The organism is Streptomyces rugosispiralis (genome assembly GCF_024505145.1).
GTDB lineage: Bacteria > Actinomycetota > Actinomycetes > Streptomycetales > Streptomycetaceae > Streptomyces > Streptomyces rugosispiralis.
Map to the genome: position 1 here is coordinate 11,642 of NZ_JANIAA010000046.1, position 18,111 is coordinate 29,752.

The 18,111-nt window shown below is 71.4% G+C and carries 16 protein-coding genes; 9 read left to right on the forward strand and 7 right to left on the reverse strand.

Features of this window, described 5'->3' with window-relative positions; genetic code table 11:
• The first annotated feature begins 58 nt into the window (after positions 1-58).
• Positions 59-2,974 carry an aminomethyl-transferring glycine dehydrogenase gene (gene gcvP, locus NP777_RS40170; RefSeq protein WP_256655118.1) on the forward strand — a complete coding sequence of 972 codons (2,916 nt, stop codon included), beginning with the start codon at positions 59-61 and terminating at the stop codon, positions 2,972-2,974.
• Between the two features lie 89 nt (positions 2,975-3,063).
• On the opposite strand, the gene NP777_RS40175 is transcribed toward gcvP, so the two are convergent.
• Positions 3,064-3,270 carry a DUF5999 family protein gene (locus tag NP777_RS40175; protein ID WP_037964925.1) on the reverse strand — a complete coding sequence of 69 codons (207 nt, stop codon included), beginning with the start codon at positions 3,268-3,270 and terminating at the stop codon, positions 3,064-3,066.
• A gap of 263 nt (positions 3,271-3,533) precedes the next feature.
• Positions 3,534-4,121 carry a hypothetical protein gene (locus tag NP777_RS40180; RefSeq protein WP_256655119.1) on the reverse strand — a complete coding sequence of 196 codons (588 nt, stop codon included), beginning with the start codon at positions 4,119-4,121 and terminating at the stop codon, positions 3,534-3,536.
• A gap of 447 nt (positions 4,122-4,568) precedes the next feature.
• On the opposite strand from NP777_RS40180, the gene NP777_RS40185 reads away from it, so the two are divergent.
• A complete protein-coding gene (locus tag NP777_RS40185; protein WP_256655120.1) occupies positions 4,569-6,071 on the forward strand; it encodes a glutamate--cysteine ligase in 1,503 nt (500 codons plus the stop codon).
• 147 nt (positions 6,072-6,218) lie between these two features.
• The gene (locus tag NP777_RS40190; RefSeq protein WP_256655177.1) at positions 6,219-6,959 is read left to right on the forward strand and encodes a CPBP family intramembrane glutamic endopeptidase; all 741 of its coding nucleotides are present in this window, start codon (positions 6,219-6,221) and stop codon (positions 6,957-6,959) included.
• Between the two features lie 28 nt (positions 6,960-6,987).
• Here the strand turns inward: NP777_RS40190 and NP777_RS40195 are convergent, their stop codons facing one another.
• On the reverse strand, positions 6,988-7,809 hold the full coding sequence (locus NP777_RS40195; RefSeq protein WP_256655121.1) for a PhzF family phenazine biosynthesis protein: 822 nt from the start codon (positions 7,807-7,809) through the stop codon (positions 6,988-6,990).
• Between the two features lie 203 nt (positions 7,810-8,012).
• Between NP777_RS40195 and NP777_RS40200 the strand changes: the two genes are divergently transcribed.
• Positions 8,013-8,615, forward strand: coding sequence for a hypothetical protein (locus NP777_RS40200; RefSeq protein WP_256655122.1), 603 nt, complete (start codon positions 8,013-8,015; stop codon positions 8,613-8,615).
• Positions 8,616-9,112: 497 nt separating this feature from the next.
• Here the strand turns inward: NP777_RS40200 and NP777_RS40205 are convergent, their stop codons facing one another.
• On the reverse strand, positions 9,113-9,964 hold the full coding sequence (locus NP777_RS40205; RefSeq protein ID WP_308405360.1) for a class I SAM-dependent methyltransferase: 852 nt from the start codon (positions 9,962-9,964) through the stop codon (positions 9,113-9,115).
• Positions 9,965-10,828: 864 nt separating this feature from the next.
• On the opposite strand from NP777_RS40205, the gene NP777_RS40210 reads away from it, so the two are divergent.
• A complete protein-coding gene (locus NP777_RS40210; RefSeq protein WP_256655123.1) occupies positions 10,829-11,500 on the forward strand; it encodes a PadR family transcriptional regulator in 672 nt (223 codons plus the stop codon).
• A 62-nt stretch (positions 11,501-11,562) separates the two neighbouring features.
• On the opposite strand, the gene NP777_RS40215 is transcribed toward NP777_RS40210, so the two are convergent.
• Positions 11,563-11,991, reverse strand: a complete 429-nt coding sequence (locus NP777_RS40215) for a type II toxin-antitoxin system Rv0910 family toxin (RefSeq protein WP_256655124.1) — start codon at positions 11,989-11,991, stop codon at positions 11,563-11,565.
• A gap of 236 nt (positions 11,992-12,227) precedes the next feature.
• Here NP777_RS40215 and NP777_RS40220 point away from each other — a divergent pair, with 236 nt between their 5' ends.
• Positions 12,228-12,743, forward strand: a complete 516-nt coding sequence (locus NP777_RS40220) for a Clp protease N-terminal domain-containing protein (protein WP_256655125.1) — start codon at positions 12,228-12,230, stop codon at positions 12,741-12,743.
• A gap of 43 nt (positions 12,744-12,786) precedes the next feature.
• Complete coding sequence (locus NP777_RS40225; RefSeq protein ID WP_256655126.1) at positions 12,787-13,776, forward strand: EamA family transporter; 990 nt, start codon at positions 12,787-12,789, stop codon at positions 13,774-13,776.
• 94 nt (positions 13,777-13,870) lie between these two features.
• Here the strand turns inward: NP777_RS40225 and NP777_RS40230 are convergent, their stop codons facing one another.
• Entirely contained in the window at positions 13,871-14,572 is a 702-nt protein-coding gene (locus tag NP777_RS40230) for a pyridoxamine 5'-phosphate oxidase family protein (protein WP_256655127.1), read from the reverse strand.
• Positions 14,573-14,608: 36 nt separating this feature from the next.
• Here NP777_RS40230 and NP777_RS40235 point away from each other — a divergent pair, with 36 nt between their 5' ends.
• Positions 14,609-15,937 (forward strand): aminotransferase class I/II-fold pyridoxal phosphate-dependent enzyme, encoded by a 1,329-nt coding sequence (locus NP777_RS40235; RefSeq protein ID WP_256655128.1) that lies wholly within the window; start codon positions 14,609-14,611, stop codon positions 15,935-15,937.
• Positions 15,938-16,084: 147 nt separating this feature from the next.
• On the opposite strand, the gene NP777_RS40240 is transcribed toward NP777_RS40235, so the two are convergent.
• Positions 16,085-17,092, reverse strand: a complete 1,008-nt coding sequence (locus tag NP777_RS40240) for a DMT family transporter (protein WP_256655129.1) — start codon at positions 17,090-17,092, stop codon at positions 16,085-16,087.
• A 73-nt stretch (positions 17,093-17,165) separates the two neighbouring features.
• Between NP777_RS40240 and NP777_RS40245 the strand changes: the two genes are divergently transcribed.
• Positions 17,166-18,071, forward strand: a complete 906-nt coding sequence (locus NP777_RS40245; RefSeq protein WP_256655130.1) for a LysR family transcriptional regulator — start codon at positions 17,166-17,168, stop codon at positions 18,069-18,071.
• Positions 18,072-18,111: the final 40 nt, after the last annotated feature.

Below are 18,111 nucleotides of genomic sequence, written 5' to 3' on the forward strand. Positions count from 1 at the left end.
CGGGCACCCGAGTCACGGTGCCCCTCGAAGGTCGTCACAGACCAGGAGGCCCCCGCAGATGACCGTAAATCGCATCGCACTCTCCGACTTGGAACCTGGTACTCCGTTCGAGCGGCGCCACATCGGCCCGGACGGCGAGGCACAGGCCAAGATGCTCGCCCAGGTCGGCTTCGGCTCGCTGGACGAGCTCACCGAGGCCGCCGTACCGGACGTCATCAAGAGCACCGAGGCGCTGGACGCCCTGCCGCCGGCCCGCAGCGAGCCGGAGGTGCTCGCCGAGCTGCGTGCGCTCGCCGACCGCAACCAGGTGCTGCCGTCGATGATCGGCCTCGGCTACTACGGCACCCACACCCCGCCGGTGATCCTGCGCAATGTGCTGGAGAACCCCGCCTGGTACACCGCCTACACGCCCTATCAGCCGGAGATCTCCCAGGGCCGGCTCGAGGCGCTGCTGAACTTCCAGACCGTCGTCTCCGATCTGACCGGGCTGCCCACGGCCGGTTCCTCGCTGCTGGACGAGGCCACCGCGGCCGCCGAGGCGATGGCGCTGTCGCGGCGCGTCGGCAAGGTCAAGGAGGGCGTCTTCCTGATCGACGCCGACTGTCTGCCGCAGACCGTCGCGGTCATACGGACCCGCGCCGAGCCGACCGGTGTCGAGGTCGTCGTCGCCGACCTGGCCGAGGGCATCCCGGACGAGATCGCCGAGCGCGGGGTCTTCGGCGTGCTGCTGCAGTACCCGGGCGCCTCCGGTGTGGTGCGTGATCCGCGCCCGGTCATCGAGCGCGCCCATGAGCTCGGCGCCGTCGTCACCGTCGCCGCCGATCTGCTCGCGCTCACCCTGCTCACCTCGCCCGGCGAGCTGGGCGCGGACATCGCGGTGGGCAGCAGCCAGCGGTTCGGCGTCCCGATGGGCTTCGGCGGGCCGCACGCCGGTTTCATGGCGGTGCGCGACGCCTACGCCCGCAACCTGCCCGGCCGCCTGGTCGGGGTCTCGGTGGACGCCGACGGCGACAAGGCGTACCGGCTGGCGCTGCAGACCCGTGAGCAGCACATCCGCCGGGAGAAGGCCACCAGCAACATCTGCACCGCTCAGGTGCTGCTGGCCGTGATGGCCGGGATGTACGCCGTCTACCACGGCCCGGACGGGCTCGCGGCGATCGCCCGCCGCACCCACCGCTACGCCTCCGTGCTCGCCGAGGGACTGCGGGCCGGTGGTGTCGAGGTGGTGCACGGCGCGTTCTTCGACACCCTCACCGCGCGGGTGCCGGGCCGGGCCGCCGAGGTCGTCGCCGCAGCCCGTGAGGCCGGGGTCAACCTCCGGCCGACCGACGCCGACCACGTCGGCATCGCCTGCGACGAGACCACCGGCCGCGCTCAGCTCGCCGCCGTATGGTCCGCCTTCGGGGTGGACGGCGGCAACGGCGACGCCTCCGGGATCCCCGGGATCGACGAGCTGGACGCCTCGGCGCCGGACGCGCTGCCCGCGGACCTGCTGCGCCAGGACGGCTATCTGGCCCACCCGGTCTTCCACCAGCACCGCTCCGAGACGGCGATGCTGCGCTATCTGCGCCGCCTGGCCGACCGCGACTACGCCCTGGACCGGGGCATGATCCCGCTGGGCTCCTGCACCATGAAGCTCAACGCGACCACCGAGATGGAGCCGGTCACCTGGCCGGAGTTCGGCGCGCTGCACCCCTTCGCACCGGCCGAGCAGGCCCAGGGCTATCTGACCCTGATCCGTGAACTGGAGGAGCGGCTGGCCGAGGTCACCGGCTACGACAAGGTCTCGCTGCAGCCGAACGCCGGGTCCCAGGGCGAACTCGCCGGACTGCTGGCGGTGCGCGCCTACCACCGGGCCAACGGGGACACCCAGCGCACCGTCTGCCTGATCCCGTCCTCCGCGCACGGCACCAACGCCGCCAGCGCCGTGATGGCCGGTATGAAGGTCGTCGTGGTAAAAACCGGCCAGGACGGCGAGGTGGACACCGACGACCTGCGCGCCAAGATCGAGCAGTACGGCGACCAGTTGGCCGTCCTGATGGTCACCTACCCCTCCACCCACGGGGTGTTCGAGGAGCACATCACCGAGATCTGCGCGACCGTGCACGACGCGGGCGGTCAGGTCTACGTGGACGGCGCCAACCTCAACGCGCTGGTCGGGCTCGCCGAGCCGGGCCGGTTCGGCGGCGATGTCTCGCATCTGAACCTGCACAAGACCTTCTGCATCCCGCACGGTGGCGGCGGTCCCGGCGTCGGCCCGATCGCGGTGCGCGAGCATCTCGCGCCCTACCTCCCCAACCATCCGCTGCAGCCCGCCGCCGGCCCGGCCACCGGCGTCGGCCCGGTCTCGGCCGCGCCGTGGGGCTCGGCGGGGATCCTGCCGATCTCCTGGGCGTACATCCGGCTGATGGGCGCCGAGGGGCTGCGCCGCGCGACCCAGGTCGCGGTGCTCGGCGCCAACTACGTCGCCAAGCGCCTCGAGCCGCACTACCCGGTGCTCTACACCGGCCCCGGCGGGCTGGTGGCGCATGAGTGCATCGTGGATCTGCGTCCGCTGACGAAGGCCACCGGGGTGACCGTGGACGATGTGGCCAAGCGTCTGATCGACTACGGCTTCCACGCGCCGACGATGTCGTTCCCGGTGGCCGGGACGCTGATGATCGAGCCGACCGAGAGCGAGGATCTGGCGGAGCTGGACCGGTTCTGCCAGGCGATGATCGCCATCCGGGCCGAGATCGAGAAGGTCGGCTCCGGCGAGTGGGCCAAGGAGGACAATCCGCTGCGGAACGCCCCGCACACGGCGGCGTCGCTGACCGGGGAGTGGGAGCACCCGTACTCCCGGGACGAAGCGGTCTTTCCGGCCGGGGTCTCGGCGGCCGACAAGTACTGGCCGCCGGTGCGGCGGATCGACGGGGCCTACGGGGACCGTAACCTCGTCTGCTCCTGCCCGCCGCTGGAGTCCTACGAGGGCTGAGAGGGCTCAGCCCGGCGATGCGTCAGTGGGGCCGGTGCGGCGGATGCGCCGGGCCGGCCCCGATAGGTACGTGCCGTCGACGGCGGCCGTCAGGCCGCGGTGACGACGTGCTCGGAACCCAGCGGTCGGCACGGTGCGATCACGCGCCCGTCCGGCAGCAGCTCACCGGTGTCCTCGAAGAGCAGGACGCCGTTGCACAGCAGGCTCCATCCCTGCTCCGGGTGGTGCGCCACGAGGTGGGCGGCCTCCCGGTCGGCGGAGTCGGCTGACGGGCAGGGTGGTTGATGCTGGCACATGACAGGGTTCTTTCGCTGCGGAGTGGTGAAGGTCCTGCGGCTCGCTGCGGCGTTCATGGCCGCCCCCCGTGGTTGAGTCGGTCGATTGCTCCAGTGTTGCCCTACGGCCTGGAAACCGCAGGGATTTCGCGGTACCGGTCTCGCTAGATAATGACGCATCACCCGTCCGGACGGTTCATCGCGGCCGGACTGTTACGAGGATGCTGCGGAGCGCCCCGTGACCCGGCGGTCACGGGGCGCTCCCAACCTGATGAAGGCCCAGGTCAGGCGGGTGAGCCAAGCAAGGGGACGCGGGTCAGCCGGTGGGTGAGGAGAGGCAGCAGATCGGTTGCGCGGTGCGCCCGGTGGGCCGCGATACCGGGCGGGGCCGGGGCGAGCGGCATCAGCAGGTCCCCGGCGCCGAGGCCGCCTTCGGCGCCGTCCGCGGTCAGGTCGCCGTGCAGCCAGAGCGTGACCATGTAGAGCTCGGGGATGGACAGCAGCCGCGGCTGGTACGCCGAGGGCAGTGACTCGGCCTGGCTCAGGGCGAGTTCGGCCGAGCTGACGTAGGGGCCCTCGGAGAAGTGCGAGAAGGCCCAGCCGTCGGCGGTGAGCATCGCCTCCGCGGCGGCCACCGTAAGGTCGCCGTCGCGGATCAGGAATCGCCAGCCGGTGAGCCGGGCGCGCGGCGGGCCGTCGGGGGCGGTGATGTCGTCCAGGACATGGACGGGGAGCGGGAGTTCGGGTTCGAAGGGGCCGGTGAGGGTGGAGAGCACGGGGGTGCGGGCCTCGCGGACGGCAGTGGGGGAATCAAGGGCCGTGAGGACGCTGCGCAGGGCGGGCGCGGGGGCCTGGGGCACATGCAGCGGCATAGTGGGTCGCCTCTCGCTTTGAAGACACGGTGAAGCGATAGCGGGCCGGGTTTGGGCGGCGCTGTCGGTGGAACACGGGTCAGAGGGGAGCCGGAACAGACCGTTCGGGCGTTATCTCTCTGCCTCGTTAGCCGAGTTTATACGACAAGTGTTCCCGTTGTGTTTCATCTAGCCGCTGCCGATATCGCCGACAAGAGGATATCCAGACCCCGGGAAGGCGGGGATTTTCCCCGATTCAGTGCCAGATGAACGGATATGACCTGGCATTTTGAGGCCCGCGCGGTAGGCTGGAACTCGTTGGTCCATTTCCCTGGCGCAATGCGCAGTTCCACAGAGCGTACCGGCTGAGTCGGGATCGCGGGGCGTTATCGATCACATTGGTGGGCATCATCGAGCGTGGTGTGCACACGGCTGGCGCCGATGATCCACTCGAGGAGGGACGCTTCGATGGGGGAGAAGCTCATAGCCGGTGAGTTCGACCCGTCCGGCCGGCGACGGCAGCGCGTCCGGTTGCGGCAGTGCCTCGACGGGCTGGGCCGGCTCCTGGACGACAAGCGATTCGACCGCCCGAAGAATCTGATGGGGCTGGAGATCGAGCTGAATCTGGCCGGGGCCGACGGGCTGCCGAGGATGATGAACGCGGAGGTTCTGGAGCGCATCGGGAGTCATGATTTCCAGACCGAACTCGGGCAGTGCAATCTTGAAGTAAACATCGTGCCCCACCGTTTGTACGGACGCGTTCTCGATCAGCTCTCCGAAGAGTTGCGAACCGGTTTGTCATATGCCGATCGCAAGGCGCGGGAAGTGTCCTCCGAGATCGTGATGATCGGAATTCTGCCAACCCTCGCCGCGGACGATCTGGGATCCACGAACCTCTCCTATGACGACCGTTACAAACTTCTCAATGAGCAGATGCTGGCCGCCCGCGGCGAGGATTTCCTCATCGACATCGAGGGCCGGGAGCGATTCACCTACGCCAGCTCCTCCATCGCCCCCGAGGCGGCCTGCACCTCCGTCCAGCTCCATCTCCAGGTCACCCCGGGCCGCTTCGCGGACGCGTGGAACGCGGCGCAGGCGGCGGCCGCCGCGCAGATCGCGGTGGGCGCCAACTCGCCGTTCGTCTTCGGCCGCGAGGCGTGGCGCGAATCCCGGCCGCCGCTGTTCCTGCAAGCCACCGATGTGCGCCCGCCGGAGATCGCCGGCCAGGGGGCGCGCCCGCGCACCTGGTTCGGCGAGCGCTGGATCGACTCCGCGTACGAGCTGTTCGAGGAGAACCTGCGCTACTTCCCGCCGCTGCTCTCCACCGGCCAGGACGAGGACCCGCTGCGGGCGCTGGACGACGGCGGGGTGCCCGAGCTCCAGGAACTGGCGCTGCACAACGGCACGATCTACCGCTGGAACCGGCCCGTCTACGCCGTCGTGGACGGTGTGCCGCATCTGCGTGTGGAGAACCGCGTGCTCCCGGCCGGACCCACGGTCACCGATGTCATCGCCAACGCCGCCTTCTACTACGGGCTGGTCAGGGCGCTCGCCGAGGAGCCCCGCCCGGTGTGGACCCGGCTGCCGTTCGCGGCCGCCGCGGCCAACTTCGAGGCGGCCTGCCGGCATGGCATCGACGCCGTCCTGCAGTGGCCCAAGTCCGGCCGGTCGGCGTCCCTGACCCGTACCTCCGCCGTACGGCTGGTCCGCGAGGAGCTGCTGCCGCTCGCCGCGTCCGGCCTCGACTCCTGGGGCGTGGAGCCCGCCGACCGCGACCGCTATCTCGGCGTGATCGAGGAGCGCTGCAAGCTGGGGGTCAACGGCGCGTCCTGGCAGACGGCCACCTACCGTCGGGCGCTGGGCGGCGGACTGGACCGGGACGCGGCCCTCGCGGCGATGACCCGCCGCTACTGCGCGCTGATGCGGACCGACGCGCCGGTGCACACCTGGCCCACCGATCTCTCCGGGTGACACCCCCACCGTGGACCATGACCCCGTATTGTCCGGTGAACGGGGCGGGTGCACCGATGAGGCGGAGAGACGGAAGTGGGGACAGGAGTGCGGTCACAGGCGCGGGGCTCGGGGTTGCCCGTGGTCGAGGACGGGCTCTCGCGGCGGATGCTGCGCAATGAGACGCTGCTCGTGCTGGCGCTGTCCCTCGGCGCGAGCGCGCTGTCCGCGCTGATCAGCTTTATCGGCTCGGTGACCAAACCGGGCGGGCTGAAGCACCAGGCGGCCAATCTCAACTCCTCCGCGGCGCCGGGGCGGCCCTGGCTGGATCTCGCCTGGCAGCTGTTCGGCATCTCCACCGCGCTGGTGCCGGTCGCGCTGGTGGCCCATCTGCTGCTGCGCGAGGGCGCCGGGCTGCGGGCGATCGGCTTCGACCGCGACCGGCCGCGGTTCGACCTGGCGTGGGGTGCCGCGATCGCGGCCACGATCGGCGGCACCGGGCTGCTGCTCTACCTCGGGGCGCGGGCCGCCGGGGGCAACCTCACGGTGGTGCCCGAGTCGCTGCCGGACGTCTGGTGGAAGATCCCCGTACTGATCGCCTCCGCCGTGCAGAACGCGGTGCTGGAGGAGGTGATCGTGGTCGGCTATCTGCTGCGCAGGCTCGGGCAGTTGGGCTGGACCCCGATGGCCGCCCTGCTGGCCAGTTCGGTGCTGCGCGGTTCGTACCACCTCTACCAGGGGATCGGCGGCTTCTTCGGCAATCTGGCGATGGGCGTGATCTTCGTGCTGCTCTACCGCCGCTGGGGGCGGGTCGGGCCGCTGGTCGCCGCCCACTCGCTGATCGACATCGTGGCCTTCGTCGGATACGCCGCGCTGGCGGGCCGGGTGGACTGGCTGCCCACGGCCTGACCCGCCGTCCGGCGCGTCCGGTCCGGTCTCAGGTCAGCAGCTCGCCGTCGATGACGGTGACGGCGCCGCCCGTCAGCAGCGTACGGTCGCCGCGCAGCGCGGTGCGGACCAGGCCGGTGCGCGCGGACGCCTGGAGCCCGGTCAGCTCGTCGCGGCCGAACCGGGCCGACCAGTAGGGCGCCAGCGCGGTGTGCGCGCTGCCGGTGACCGGGTCCTCGTCGATGCCGACGCCCGGGGCGAACAGCCGCGAGACGAAGTCATAGCCGCGCCCGGGGTCCTCGGCGGCCGCGGTCACGATGACGCCCCGGTGGCTGATCCGCTTGAGCGCGGCGATGTCGGGGGCCAGGGCGCGCACGGTCTTCTCGTCGGCCACCTCGATCAGGAGGTCGTCGATGAACGGGCCGGCGTGATGGGCGGCCACGATCTCGACGCCGAGCGCGCCGACCTCGGCCGTCTTCTCGGGCGCTGGCAGCTCGGTGAGTGACGCCGTGGGGAAGTCCAGGGTGATCGAGCCGCCGTCGTCGGCCGTCGCCGACAGCACCCCGCTGAGGGTGGCGAAGCGGACCGTGCCGGTCGCGGCCCCCGTGGTCTTCAGGACATGGGTGGTGGCGAGCGTGGCATGGCCGCACATGGGCGCCTCAGTGACCGGGGTGAACCAGCGCAGCGCCCAGTCGGCCTCCGCGGCCCGGGGGAGGGGGTGGGCGAAGGCGGTCTCGGCGAGGTTGACCTCGGCGGCGACCTGCTGGAGCCAGTGGTCGTCCGGGAAGCCGTCGGAGTCGAGGAGGACGACCCCGGCGGGGTTCCCGGCGAAGGGGCGGTCGGTGAACGCGTCGACGATTCGTATCCGCATAAGCCGACCGTAGACGGCGGTGGGAGGGTGAGCCATGGCCAATCGCCCGGATGTGGCTCCTTCTTGGGTGAGGTTGTCCGGTGGAGAGGGAGCCGCAGGGTGGGAATCGGCTCTTTGGGGTGAGCGGGACTTTCAGAGCCGTGGGTTCTGGTCCGTTGTGACGGAACACCCGACTCCGCCCATGTCATGGCAGAGTCATACACATGCTGATCTCAATGCCGGGGGCGCGCAGACACGTCGTTGCGACCGCTCTCCTCCTGGGTGTTGCCGCGTCCCTGACCGCCTGCGGTGAGCGGCGCGGCACGGACGTGGCGGCCGGCTCCCCGACCACATCCCCGAGTGCCGGCCCCAGTTCCGCTGCCGCTTCTCCGTATGTGGAGCCCGGGACCGTCGACGGTGCCCCGCACCAGGGCGACAACAACGCCTACCGTCGCTCCGGCGAGATGTCCCCCGCCAGTGCCAAGGAGGCGCGGAAGGAAGCCGACCGCATCGAGCCCGTACTCAAGCGACTGTGGGGACAGAAGAAGTGGGACCCCGAAAATGTGCGCGCGGCGCTGCTCGGGCTGGGGTACGAGGAGGAGCGGATCGGCCCGAAGGGGGAGCGCCTCGGCGGGACGCTCACCGTGCGGGCGATGGATCCGCGCTACGAGGTCGACCACTACGTCACGCCCGAAGGCGCCCGGATCGGCCTTCGCGTCCATGACGACGCCTGCGTCACGGCGTTCGTGCAGAAGACCAATTACGAGGTCAAGACCAACGGGCCATTCATGGAGACCGGCTGTTTCGAGCCGCCCTACGGCCACTGACGTCAGCCGACCGCGTCACGCTCGACCTGTCTCGGCGACGATTCCGCGAATCTCGGCGAATCTCGGCGAACGCCGAGGCCCCGCACCGATGCCGATCAGACTCTCGGAGTTGTGTGCTCGCCCGTTCGTTGGAGACCGCTCCGCGCGGCATCGCCTGCAGCGCGGCGGCATCGGGTTGATCGCCCTCCCGGACGGCGCATGGCGGCCCCGCCCGTGCGCCTGGAGATCCGGTCCGGCAACGGCGCCGCGCTCGTCCTTCACGAGAACGAGTGGCCCGTCGCCCGCGCCGAGTACCGCCGCTGCTGAGATCGCGCTGGTTCTCGCTGCCCGTGGAGCGGCCCTGCGCGTCGATACCGGATCGGCCACCGGGAGCGGCCGTGGCCCTCTCCTGCCTCCCCACCTCCGCCTGGCGGGCGCCGAGGCTCTTCGGCTCGGCGCTGTCCTGTGACAGTGAACCTTGACCGATTGCCACTGAAGTTTGACCGTCTGGAGGCGCTCTACCGGCGGACCGCCGAGATCAGTCCGCCGGGCCGCTCCTCGCGCTGCGGAGGGGTGCTGATCGGGCGGCCGTAGGTGGCAGCGCGCTCGCGCAGGGTGTGGCTGTCGGCCTTCCAGCCGTGTCCGGCCAGCCAGCCCACCGGGTCGTCGGGCATCTCCGAGACCCACATGGACGCCGCCGATCCCGGCACGGCGTCCGCGCCGAAGCGCTCGATCACGCCCCGCGAGCCCAACGTCAGCCCCATCCGACTGCCTGCCGCCGACTGCGCGCTGATCCGGTCCAGCAGCAGCTCCACCGCGTCCTCGGGCAGATAGATCAGCAGTCCTTCGGCGATCCACGCGGTCGGCACGGCCGGGTCGTGCCCTGCGGCGGCCAGCGCGCCTGGCCAGTCCTCACGCAGATCCACCGCGACGGTGATCCGCTCGCAGCGTGCGACGGCCTGCTCCTGGCGCAGCACCGATGCCTTGAAGTCCAGTGGCGCGGCGGTGTCGACCTCGAACAGTCGGGTGCCCTCGGGCCAGTCCATCCGGAAGGCCCGGCTGTCCATGCCGGCGCCGAGCAGCACGACTTGCCGGACACCGGACGCGGAGGCCTGCTGCAACAGGTCGTCGAGGAACTTCGTCCTGATGACGATGGAGAACGACACGGCCAGTCGGCGGCGGCGCGCGGCCTCGTCATCGGGCAGCGGCGGCGAGGAGGGCCATAGGCCGCCGGCGGTGGCGAAGGCCTGTGCCAGTGGGTCGCGGAACAGGGCGTTCTCCCGTTCGGTCTCCAGCGCTCTCACTCTGGCCACCCCCACCGCCGTGGCCCACACTCCCGACGGCTGCACCTGTTCCTGTTCATCAGTCACCGCGCCAGCCTAGAAGAAGACGGCTGCGCCTTCCGCTGCCGATATGCCTTCTGGCGCCGTGGGGGCTGGTTCGGGTGGCTGGGATGGTGGTGCGGGTTGTGGTGTCGGCGATGTCACCGGCGGTGGAGAAGGTGGGTTCGCGGGAGGCTGCCTGAGCTGTTGGCGACGTGCTCGCTGGCGGCATCGGTCTGAGCGTGTCCGGCGTGCTGCCGAGAACATCGGGCCGTCGCAGACGGGGCAGAGGCGTGGTCCGGATGGGTCGGCCGGGTCTGCTTCGGCTAACCACTTTTCTTTGTGTTTGAGGTAGTTGGCCCGTCGGCAGGCGGATGAACACAGGCGGTAGCGCTGTCCGGGCTGGATCTTCATGCTCTTGCCGCACTCTCTGCAGGGAGCCATCTGTGCTGGAGCCCGAGGATGCCGTTTCCGGTATGCCTCCTTGTGGCAGGCCTGGGAACAGCGCAGGGCCTGGCGGCCGATGATGTCGGTGGGCGGTATCTCCGCGTCGCACTCCAGGCAGCGTCTCGTTTCCAGGGTGGTCACCAGGATCTCCGGGTGGCGTGGGCCAGGCGGACGATCGTGGCCGCTGGTCGTCGCCGCGAAGTACCAGCCCGGGAAACTCTCCCCTCCCTTCGCCCACCGGAACTCACGTATCGGCTGGATGCCCTCGAACCGCGTACCCCACAACTGGCCCATCGGTCCGCGACAACGCTCACCGGACTCGAAAAAGTCCAGCTCAAAGGCCGATAACGCCGGATCACCGTACGCATGAGCCGCTGCCCCCCATGGGAAAGGGCTTGGCATCCGATCGGTTCCGATATATCGTTGAAGTGTCGTGATGGATCGACGATAGAAAGGAGCGTCACGATGCGTTCTCAAGGACATGGACACGGACGTGAGCACTGCGGACCCGGCCACCGCGGCTGGGGCGAAGGTGGGGGGCGTGAGGGGCGGCGCGCGGCGTTCGGCCCGTTCGGCCCCGGTTTCGAGGGTCCGCCCTTCGGCGGCCCCCCGTTCGGCGGCCGTGGCCGCGGCGGACCGGGTGGCCGGGGGATGCGCGGCCGGGCGCGGCGCGGCGATGTGCGCGCCTCGATCCTGGCTCTGCTGAAGGACCGCCCGATGCACGGCTACGAGATGATCCAGGAGATCACCGAGCGCAGCGGGGGAGCCTGGCGGCCCAGCCCCGGCTCGGTGTACCCCACCCTTCAGCTGCTCGAGGACGAGGGGCTGATCGGCAGCGAGAGCGAGGGCGGCAAGAAGCTGTTCGCGCTCACCGACGCCGGCCGCACCGAGGCCGAGGCGGGGCCCGCCGCCCCGTGGGAGGAGGCCGGACGCGGTATCGACTGGGAGGCCATGCAGGAGGTCCGCCAGGCGGGCTTCGGGCTGATGGAGGCGTTCGCCCAGGTCTGGCGGACCGGCGACGCGGAGCAGCGGCAGAAGGCCGTCTCCGTCATCAATGAGTCGCGCAAGCGGCTGTATCTCATCCTCGCCGAGCAGGAGGAGGCGAGCGGCGGCGCCGAGCACGGCGGCGGGAACTGATCCCGTCGTACGGGGGTGCGGCCGCACGGGGGCGGTGGGGCGGGGCCCGGGATCGAGGGGATTCAGACGACCAGTGCGCTCAGCTTGCGCAGCGATTCATTGAGTGCGGTGGTCGCCGAGTCCTTCAGCTTCCCGGCCATCAGGGAGATCGCCGCCCCCGTGAAATCCCCGTCGACGCGCACGGTCGTGGCATCGCCGTCCGGTGTCAGCGAGTACCGCATGGCGAGGTTCACGCCCATCGGGCCCTTGCCCCGGGTGGTCAGCAGCCGGGCCGGTTGGTACTCCTCGACGGTCCAGGTCACCTCGGCCGGAAAGCCCATCAGCTTCATGTTCTCCTGATAGGTGGCCCCCACCTCCAAGCCGGCCGGGCCGCCCTGCGGGAAGCTGGTGTGGGTGGCGTTCCAGTCGCCGTACGTGGAGAAGTCCGTCAGCCGGGCCCAGACCTTCTCGGCCGGTGCCTCGATGCGTGTCTGCGCGCTGACCTCGGCCATGGGGGAGTCCCTTCGGCACGTTGCTGCGGGGTGTGGTGCGACGGTGCCGGGCAACGTAGCCCCGGGCCGCGGAACATTCAATACTGACGGGTCATCAGTTCCCGTCCATCAGGGTCGGTCTCCGCCCCCCTCCTCCCCGAGGAGGAGAACCGGTCATCCGCACACAACCATGGTGGGATGCGCACATGCTTCCCGGCGAGGATGCTTCGGCCTCATGGGACTGATGGGGTGAGAGTGTGCGAAGTCCTACCCTTTCCGTCGGCCCGGACGACACCGGATGCGAGGACCGGGTGAGCGACGTGGTGGCCACCGTGATCACGGGAGCCCGTCGGCGTGCCGTGCGTGATGGTGACACGCGGATCGACACCGCCCATCTGCTGCATGGCCTCCTCGAGTCCGACCCGGACGTACGGGACGCGTTCCCCGGTGGCTCGCCCCAGGTGATCCGGCTGCTGGGGTATCTGGCGCAGCGGGCCATCGGCTACGGGCTCCGGTGGAGCGGCAGCGTCGAGGGATCGGGGGTGGCGTCGGCGGCGGGGAGCGGGATGGCCGGATGGTCGCCCGCCGCGGCGGCCGCCCTCGATACGGCGGTCCGCCGCGCCGCCTCCCGTGGCGTGTACCGCGCCGACGGCCTCGATCTCCTCGCCGCGTTCGTCCGTGACCGGGAGTGTCGTGCCATGGAGGTGCTGCGGCGCGCGGGTGTCGCCGTCGCGCCACTGGTCACCGCGTTGGAGGGGGAAATCGGACAGTAGTCATAGGGGTGACGGTGCTGACGTGAGCTGACATGATGGCCCGGTGCGCGTATCCGGAGATCACTCACAGCCAAGGAACGTCGGTCTGGGGCTCGCCCTGGTGTCGGCGTTCACATTCGGTGGATCGGGTGTCGCCGCCAAACCGCTGATCGAGGCGGGGCTCGCGCCGCTCGAGGTCACCTGGCTGCGGGTGACGGGCGCGGCCCTGGTCCTGCTGCCCCTGGCCTGGCGCCATCGCGGGCTGCTGACCCGCCGCCCCGGACTGCTGGTGGGGTTCGGTCTGCTGGCCGTCGCGGGGGTGCAGGCGTGTTACTTCGCGGCGCTCTCCCGGATCCCCGTCGGCGTGGCGCTGCTCATCGAGTACTTCGCGCCCGCGCTGGTCCTGGGATGGGTGCGGTTCGTCCAGCGCAGGCCGGTGAGCCGGGCCGCGGCGGTCGGGGTCGTGCTGGCCGTCGGCGGGCTCATGTGTGTGGTGGAGGTCTGGTCCGGGCTGAGCTTCAACCCCCTCGGAGTGCTGCTCGCCTTCGGCGCGGCGTTCTGCCAGGTGGGCTATTTCGTCCTCTCCGACCACGGCAGCGACGGCCAGGACCCGGCGGATCCGCTCGGTGTCATCGCCTACGGACTGCTGATCGGGGCCGTGGCGCTGACCGTGGTCAGCCGCCCCTGGGGCATGGACTGGACGGTCCTCACCGGGCGCGCCGATCTGGCGGGCGCCAGTGTCCCCGCGCCGGCGCTGCTCGCCTGGGTCGTGCTGGTGGCGACGGTGCTCGCGTATCTCACCGGGGTGGTGTCGGTGCGCCGGCTCTCACCGCAGGTGGCCGGGGTGGTGGCCTGTCTGGAAGCGGTCATCGCGACCGTTCTGGCGTGGGTGCTGCTGGATGAGCACCTGGGCGTGGCGCAGGTCGTCGGCGGTGCCGTGGTGCTGACCGGCGCCCTGATCGCCCAGACCTCCACCCCGAAGGCCGCCCCGGCCGAGCCGGTGGCGGCCTCGGCTCCGGTGGAGGGGGAGCGGGAGTTCACGGCGGGAGGGTGACCGGCCCCGCCGCCCCGCGACGAGAGGGTGACCGGCCCCGCCGCCCCGCGTGCGACGACATGAACGAAGCCCGGAGGACGGCGGGGCGGCCCGGTCAGAGCCGGGTGAGGTAGTCGGGCACCGGCGTGTCGGGCGCGAGGTCGTCGGCGGGGACCGGCGCGCCGTAGGTGCGGGCGACCGGCACCACGCCGCTCCAGTGGGGGAGTTCCAGGTCCTCGTCGTCGTCGCTGGGCCCGCCGGTGCGGAGCTTCGCGGAGACCTCTTCGAGGTCCAGCCGCAGCACGGCGGTGGCGGCCAGCTCCTTGGTGTTGGCGGGCCGGGAGTCGGCGGCGCGGCCCGGCACCACATGGTCCACCAGGGCGTCCAGGGCCGCGGTGCGCTCGGCCGGATCGGTCACCGGGTGGGCGGTGCCGTGCACCACCACCGAGCGGTAGTTGATGGAGTGGTGGAACGCCGAGCGGGCCAGGACCAGCCCGTCGACATGGGTGACGGTGAGACACACCGGCAGCCCCGGCTCCTCGGCGCCCGCCCGGCCCGCCATCCGCAGCGGCCGCGCCCCCGTCGAGCCGTGTACGTACAGCCGCTCCCCGACCCGGCCGTAGAGGGTCGGCAGGACGACGGGGGCGCCATCGCGTATGAAGCCCAGGTGGCAGACGTAGCCCTCGTCGAGGATCGCGTGCACCACCTCCCGGTCGTACGAGGCGCGCTCGCGGGAGCGGGTGGGCACGGTGCGGTCGGTCGGCGGGTAGGCGTTGTCGGGCGCGTTGGTCGCGGCGGTGGCGTCCGGGGCGGGCATTTGCGTCCTCCATTGCACTAGTGCAAAATGGCGTTTGTGCTAGGAGAATATCCGATCGTAGGTCGTCGCGCAGCCGAGATCGCGGCCAGTGTGGAGCGCGCGGTCGGCGCCGGTGAGCTGCCACCGGGCCAACTGCTGCCGCCTCTGAGGGAGTTGGCCCAGCGGCTGGAGGTGAATCCCAATACGGTCGCGGCCGCCTATCGCGTGCTGCGCGAACGAGGTGTGATCGAGACCGCGGGGCGCCGGGGCAGCCGAGTGCGCTCCCGCCCCTCCAGTACGCCCCGCGAGTGGATCGGCGTCGACGCCGCCGGCGCACGCGATCTGTCGAGCGGCAACCCCGACCCCGCGCTGCTGCCGCCGCTCGGCGCGCCGCTCGCGGCGGCCGCGGCGCGGGCGGCGGAGCGCCCCACGTTGTACGGCGCGCCGGACATCGTCCCCGAGGTGGCCGAACTCGCCCGGACCGCCCTCGACGCGGACGGGGTGCCACCCGGGCCGGTCGCCGTCACCTCCGGCTCGCTCGACGCGATCGAGCGGGTGCTGGCCGCGCATCTGCGGCCAGGTGACGCGGTCGCGGTCGAGGATCCCGGCTGGGGCAGTCTGCTCGACCTGATCCCGGCGCTCGGGCTGCGCGCCGTCCCGGTCGGGCTCGACGACGACGGACCGCTGCCCGAGCGGGTGGAGCATGCGCTGGCCCAGGGCGCGCGGGCGCTGGTGGTCACCGACCGGGCGCAGAACCCGACGGGCGCGACGGTGAGCGCGACGCGCGCACGTGAGCTGCGGATCGTGCTCGCCGCCCACCCCGATGTGCTGCTGATCGAGGACGATCACGGGCACGGCATCGTGGACGTCCCCCTGCGCCCCCTGGCCGGGGGCACCGACCACTGGGTGCTGGTCCGCTCCACCGCCAAGGCGTACGGCCCGGATCTGCGGCTCGCCGTGCTCACCGGCGACGCCGTCACCCTGGACCGGGTGCGCGGCCGCCAGCGGCTGGGCCCGGGCTGGGTCAGCCATCTGCTGCAGGACGCGGTCGCCTGGCTGTGGCGGACGGGCGCGGTCGACCCGGCGGCGGTGTCGGCGTCGTACGACACGCGGCGCGCGGCGCTGGTGCGGGCGCTGCGTACCCGGGGGGTCGCCGCGCACGGGCGCAGCGGGATGAATGTGTGGGTGCCGGTCCCGGACGAGACCGGCGCGGTCGCCCGGCTGCTGGCGGCGGGCTGGGCCGTCGCCCCGGGGGCGCGCTTCCGCGTGGCCTCGCCACCGGGGGTGCGGCTGACGGTCTCGCCGCTGGCCGCCGACGAGATCGGAACGGTCGCCGACGCGGTGGCCGCGGCGGCGGGGGCGACGGTGTCGGGACGGCTGGCCTAGGCGCTCCGCTGGAAGTGCCGCGATGCGTCGTCGGCCGTCCGCGGCGCCATTGTGGCCGGTCGCGCCCACGCGGCGGAGCCGCACATCGACACAGCCCCGCGCCCCTTCGGGGCGCTGCCGAACCGTAGCGGTCTTCGCCCGACTCGCTTAGGAGCCCGTGCGATGGATCCGTACGGTCCGCGAACGCCCGCCGGACGGGGCCCTGGGCGTGCCGGAGCGCCGCTGGGTCAGGGCCGCGCCGATGAGGACGATCATGGCGCCCACCGGCGTGTTCCAGGTCAGATGCTCCCCGAGGATCGCCACGCCCGCGGTGGTGGCGATCACCGGGACGAAGTACGTGACCATCATCGCCGTCGTCGGGCCGACCTCGTCGACGAGCCCGTACTGGACCAGGAACGCCACCCCGGTGCCCAGCGCGCCCAGGGCGAGCACCGAGAGCAGGGGCAGAACCGGGAAGGAGGTGGGCGTCGGCGCGAACACCGGTGCCACGAGCGCGAGTTGCACCGTGCCGAGCAGCAGCTGGCCGCTGGACATGGACAGGTGGGAGTGGCCCGTGTCGCTCAGCGTGCGCCGGACGTACTGCCAGCCGACCGCGTAGCTGGCCGAGGCGATCAGCGCCAGCGCGGTGCCCAGCGGATCCTGGCCGGAGAAGCCCTGCCAGGCGCCCAGCACGATCAACACGCCGATGAAGCCGAGCCCGAGACCCGCGACACGCTGACGGGTCGGCCGGTCGTCGGAGACCACGACCACCGCGAGCAGCATCCCCCACAGCGGCGAGGCGGCGTTGCAGATCCCGGCCAGGGTGGAGGGGATGGTCAGCTCGGCGTAGGCGAACAGCGAGAACGGCAGCGCGTTCAGGAAGAACGCGGCCACCACCAGATGGCCCCAGACCCGCGCCCCGCGCGGCAGCCGCTCCCGCTTCACCGCCAGCGTCACCAGCAGCACGGCGGTGCCGAACAGCATCCGCCCGAGCGTGACGTACAAGGGGGCGAACGCCTCATTGCCCACCTTGATGAAGAGAAAGCTGAAACCCCAGACCAGGGAGAGCGCGCCGAAGCGGACGCGCCAGTCGAGGAGCGGTCGGCGGGCGGGTGCGGAGGAGGGCTCCGCGGTGGAGGCGGCGGCAGGGGGCGCCGAGGTGGCGGCTGAGGTCATGCCATTACGATGTGGGTTACAACCTCTTAGGACAAGCGAGAATTCATTCGCGGTATCACGTAGTATTCCTTATATGAACCTGGATCGCCTCCGCACGCTGCACGCCGTGGCCCGCCACGGATCCGTGAGCGGGGCGGCCGAGGGGCTGCATGTCACCACCTCCGCCGTCTCGCAGCAACTCGCCAAACTGGAGCGGGAGACCGGACAGCAACTGCTCGCCAAGAACGGGCGCGGGATCCGGCTCACCGACGCCGGGCGGCTGCTCGCGGACCACGCGGCGCGCATCCTCTCCCAGGTGGAGCTGGCCCAGGCGGATCTGGAGGCGCAGCGCGGCCACGCCGTCGGCGAGCTGCTGCTGGGCGCGTTCCCGACCGCGGTCCGCGGTCTCTTCCCGGACGCGCTGAGCCGGCTGCGCACCGAGCATCCGCAGCTGAACGTGCGGCTCCAGGAGATGGAGCCCGATGAGTCGGTGCCCTCGGTGGTGCGCGGCGATATCGATCTGGCCGTGGTCCTGGACTGGTACAACAAACCGCTGCCGATGCCCGGCGGGCTGGTGAAGGCCGCCCTGCTGGACGACCCGGTGGATGTCGCGATGCCCGCCGACCACCCCCTCGCCGACCGGCACGCGGTCGAGCCGGAGGACTTCGTGGACGACGAGTGGATCTCCTGGCCCAAGGGCGGGTTCTGCTACGACTGGCTGATGGTGACCCTGCGCGGCAAGGGCATCGAGCCGAGGATCCGGCACACCGCGCATGAGCACCACACCCAGCTCTCACTGATCGCCGCCGGGCTGGGCATCGCCGTGGTGCCCCGGCTGGGCCGCGGCCCGGTGCCCGAGGGGGTGCGGATGGTGCCGGTCAGCCAGCCCACGATGCGGCGGCACATCTACGCGATCTGGCGCGCCGACGCCGATCGCAGGCCGTCGATCCGGGCGGCGGTCGAGGTGCTGCGGTCGGTCGGCGAGAAGATCATCGACTGATCGCCGGCCGACCAGGGGCCCGGCCCGGGGCCCGCTCCCG

Coding starts and splice junctions, on each gene's coding strand:
- gcvP (WP_256655118.1), top strand. CDS start 59: ATGACCGTAAATCGCATCGCACTCTCCGACTTGGAACCTGGTACTCCG.
- NP777_RS40175 (WP_037964925.1), bottom strand. CDS start 3,270: ATGTGCCAGCATCAACCACCCTGCCCGTCAGCCGACTCCGCCGACCGG.
- NP777_RS40180 (WP_256655119.1), bottom strand. CDS start 4,121: ATGCCGCTGCATGTGCCCCAGGCCCCCGCGCCCGCCCTGCGCAGCGTC.
- NP777_RS40185 (WP_256655120.1), top strand. CDS start 4,569: ATGGGGGAGAAGCTCATAGCCGGTGAGTTCGACCCGTCCGGCCGGCGA.
- NP777_RS40190 (WP_256655177.1), top strand. CDS start 6,219: ATGCTGCGCAATGAGACGCTGCTCGTGCTGGCGCTGTCCCTCGGCGCG.
- NP777_RS40195 (WP_256655121.1), bottom strand. CDS start 7,809: ATGCGGATACGAATCGTCGACGCGTTCACCGACCGCCCCTTCGCCGGG.
- NP777_RS40200 (WP_256655122.1), top strand. CDS start 8,013: ATGCTGATCTCAATGCCGGGGGCGCGCAGACACGTCGTTGCGACCGCT.
- NP777_RS40210 (WP_256655123.1), top strand. CDS start 10,829: ATGCGTTCTCAAGGACATGGACACGGACGTGAGCACTGCGGACCCGGC.
- NP777_RS40215 (WP_256655124.1), bottom strand. CDS start 11,991: ATGGCCGAGGTCAGCGCGCAGACACGCATCGAGGCACCGGCCGAGAAG.
- NP777_RS40230 (WP_256655127.1), bottom strand. CDS start 14,572: ATGCCCGCCCCGGACGCCACCGCCGCGACCAACGCGCCCGACAACGCC.
- NP777_RS40240 (WP_256655129.1), bottom strand. CDS start 17,092: ATGACCTCAGCCGCCACCTCGGCGCCCCCTGCCGCCGCCTCCACCGCG.
- NP777_RS40245 (WP_256655130.1), top strand. CDS start 17,166: ATGAACCTGGATCGCCTCCGCACGCTGCACGCCGTGGCCCGCCACGGA.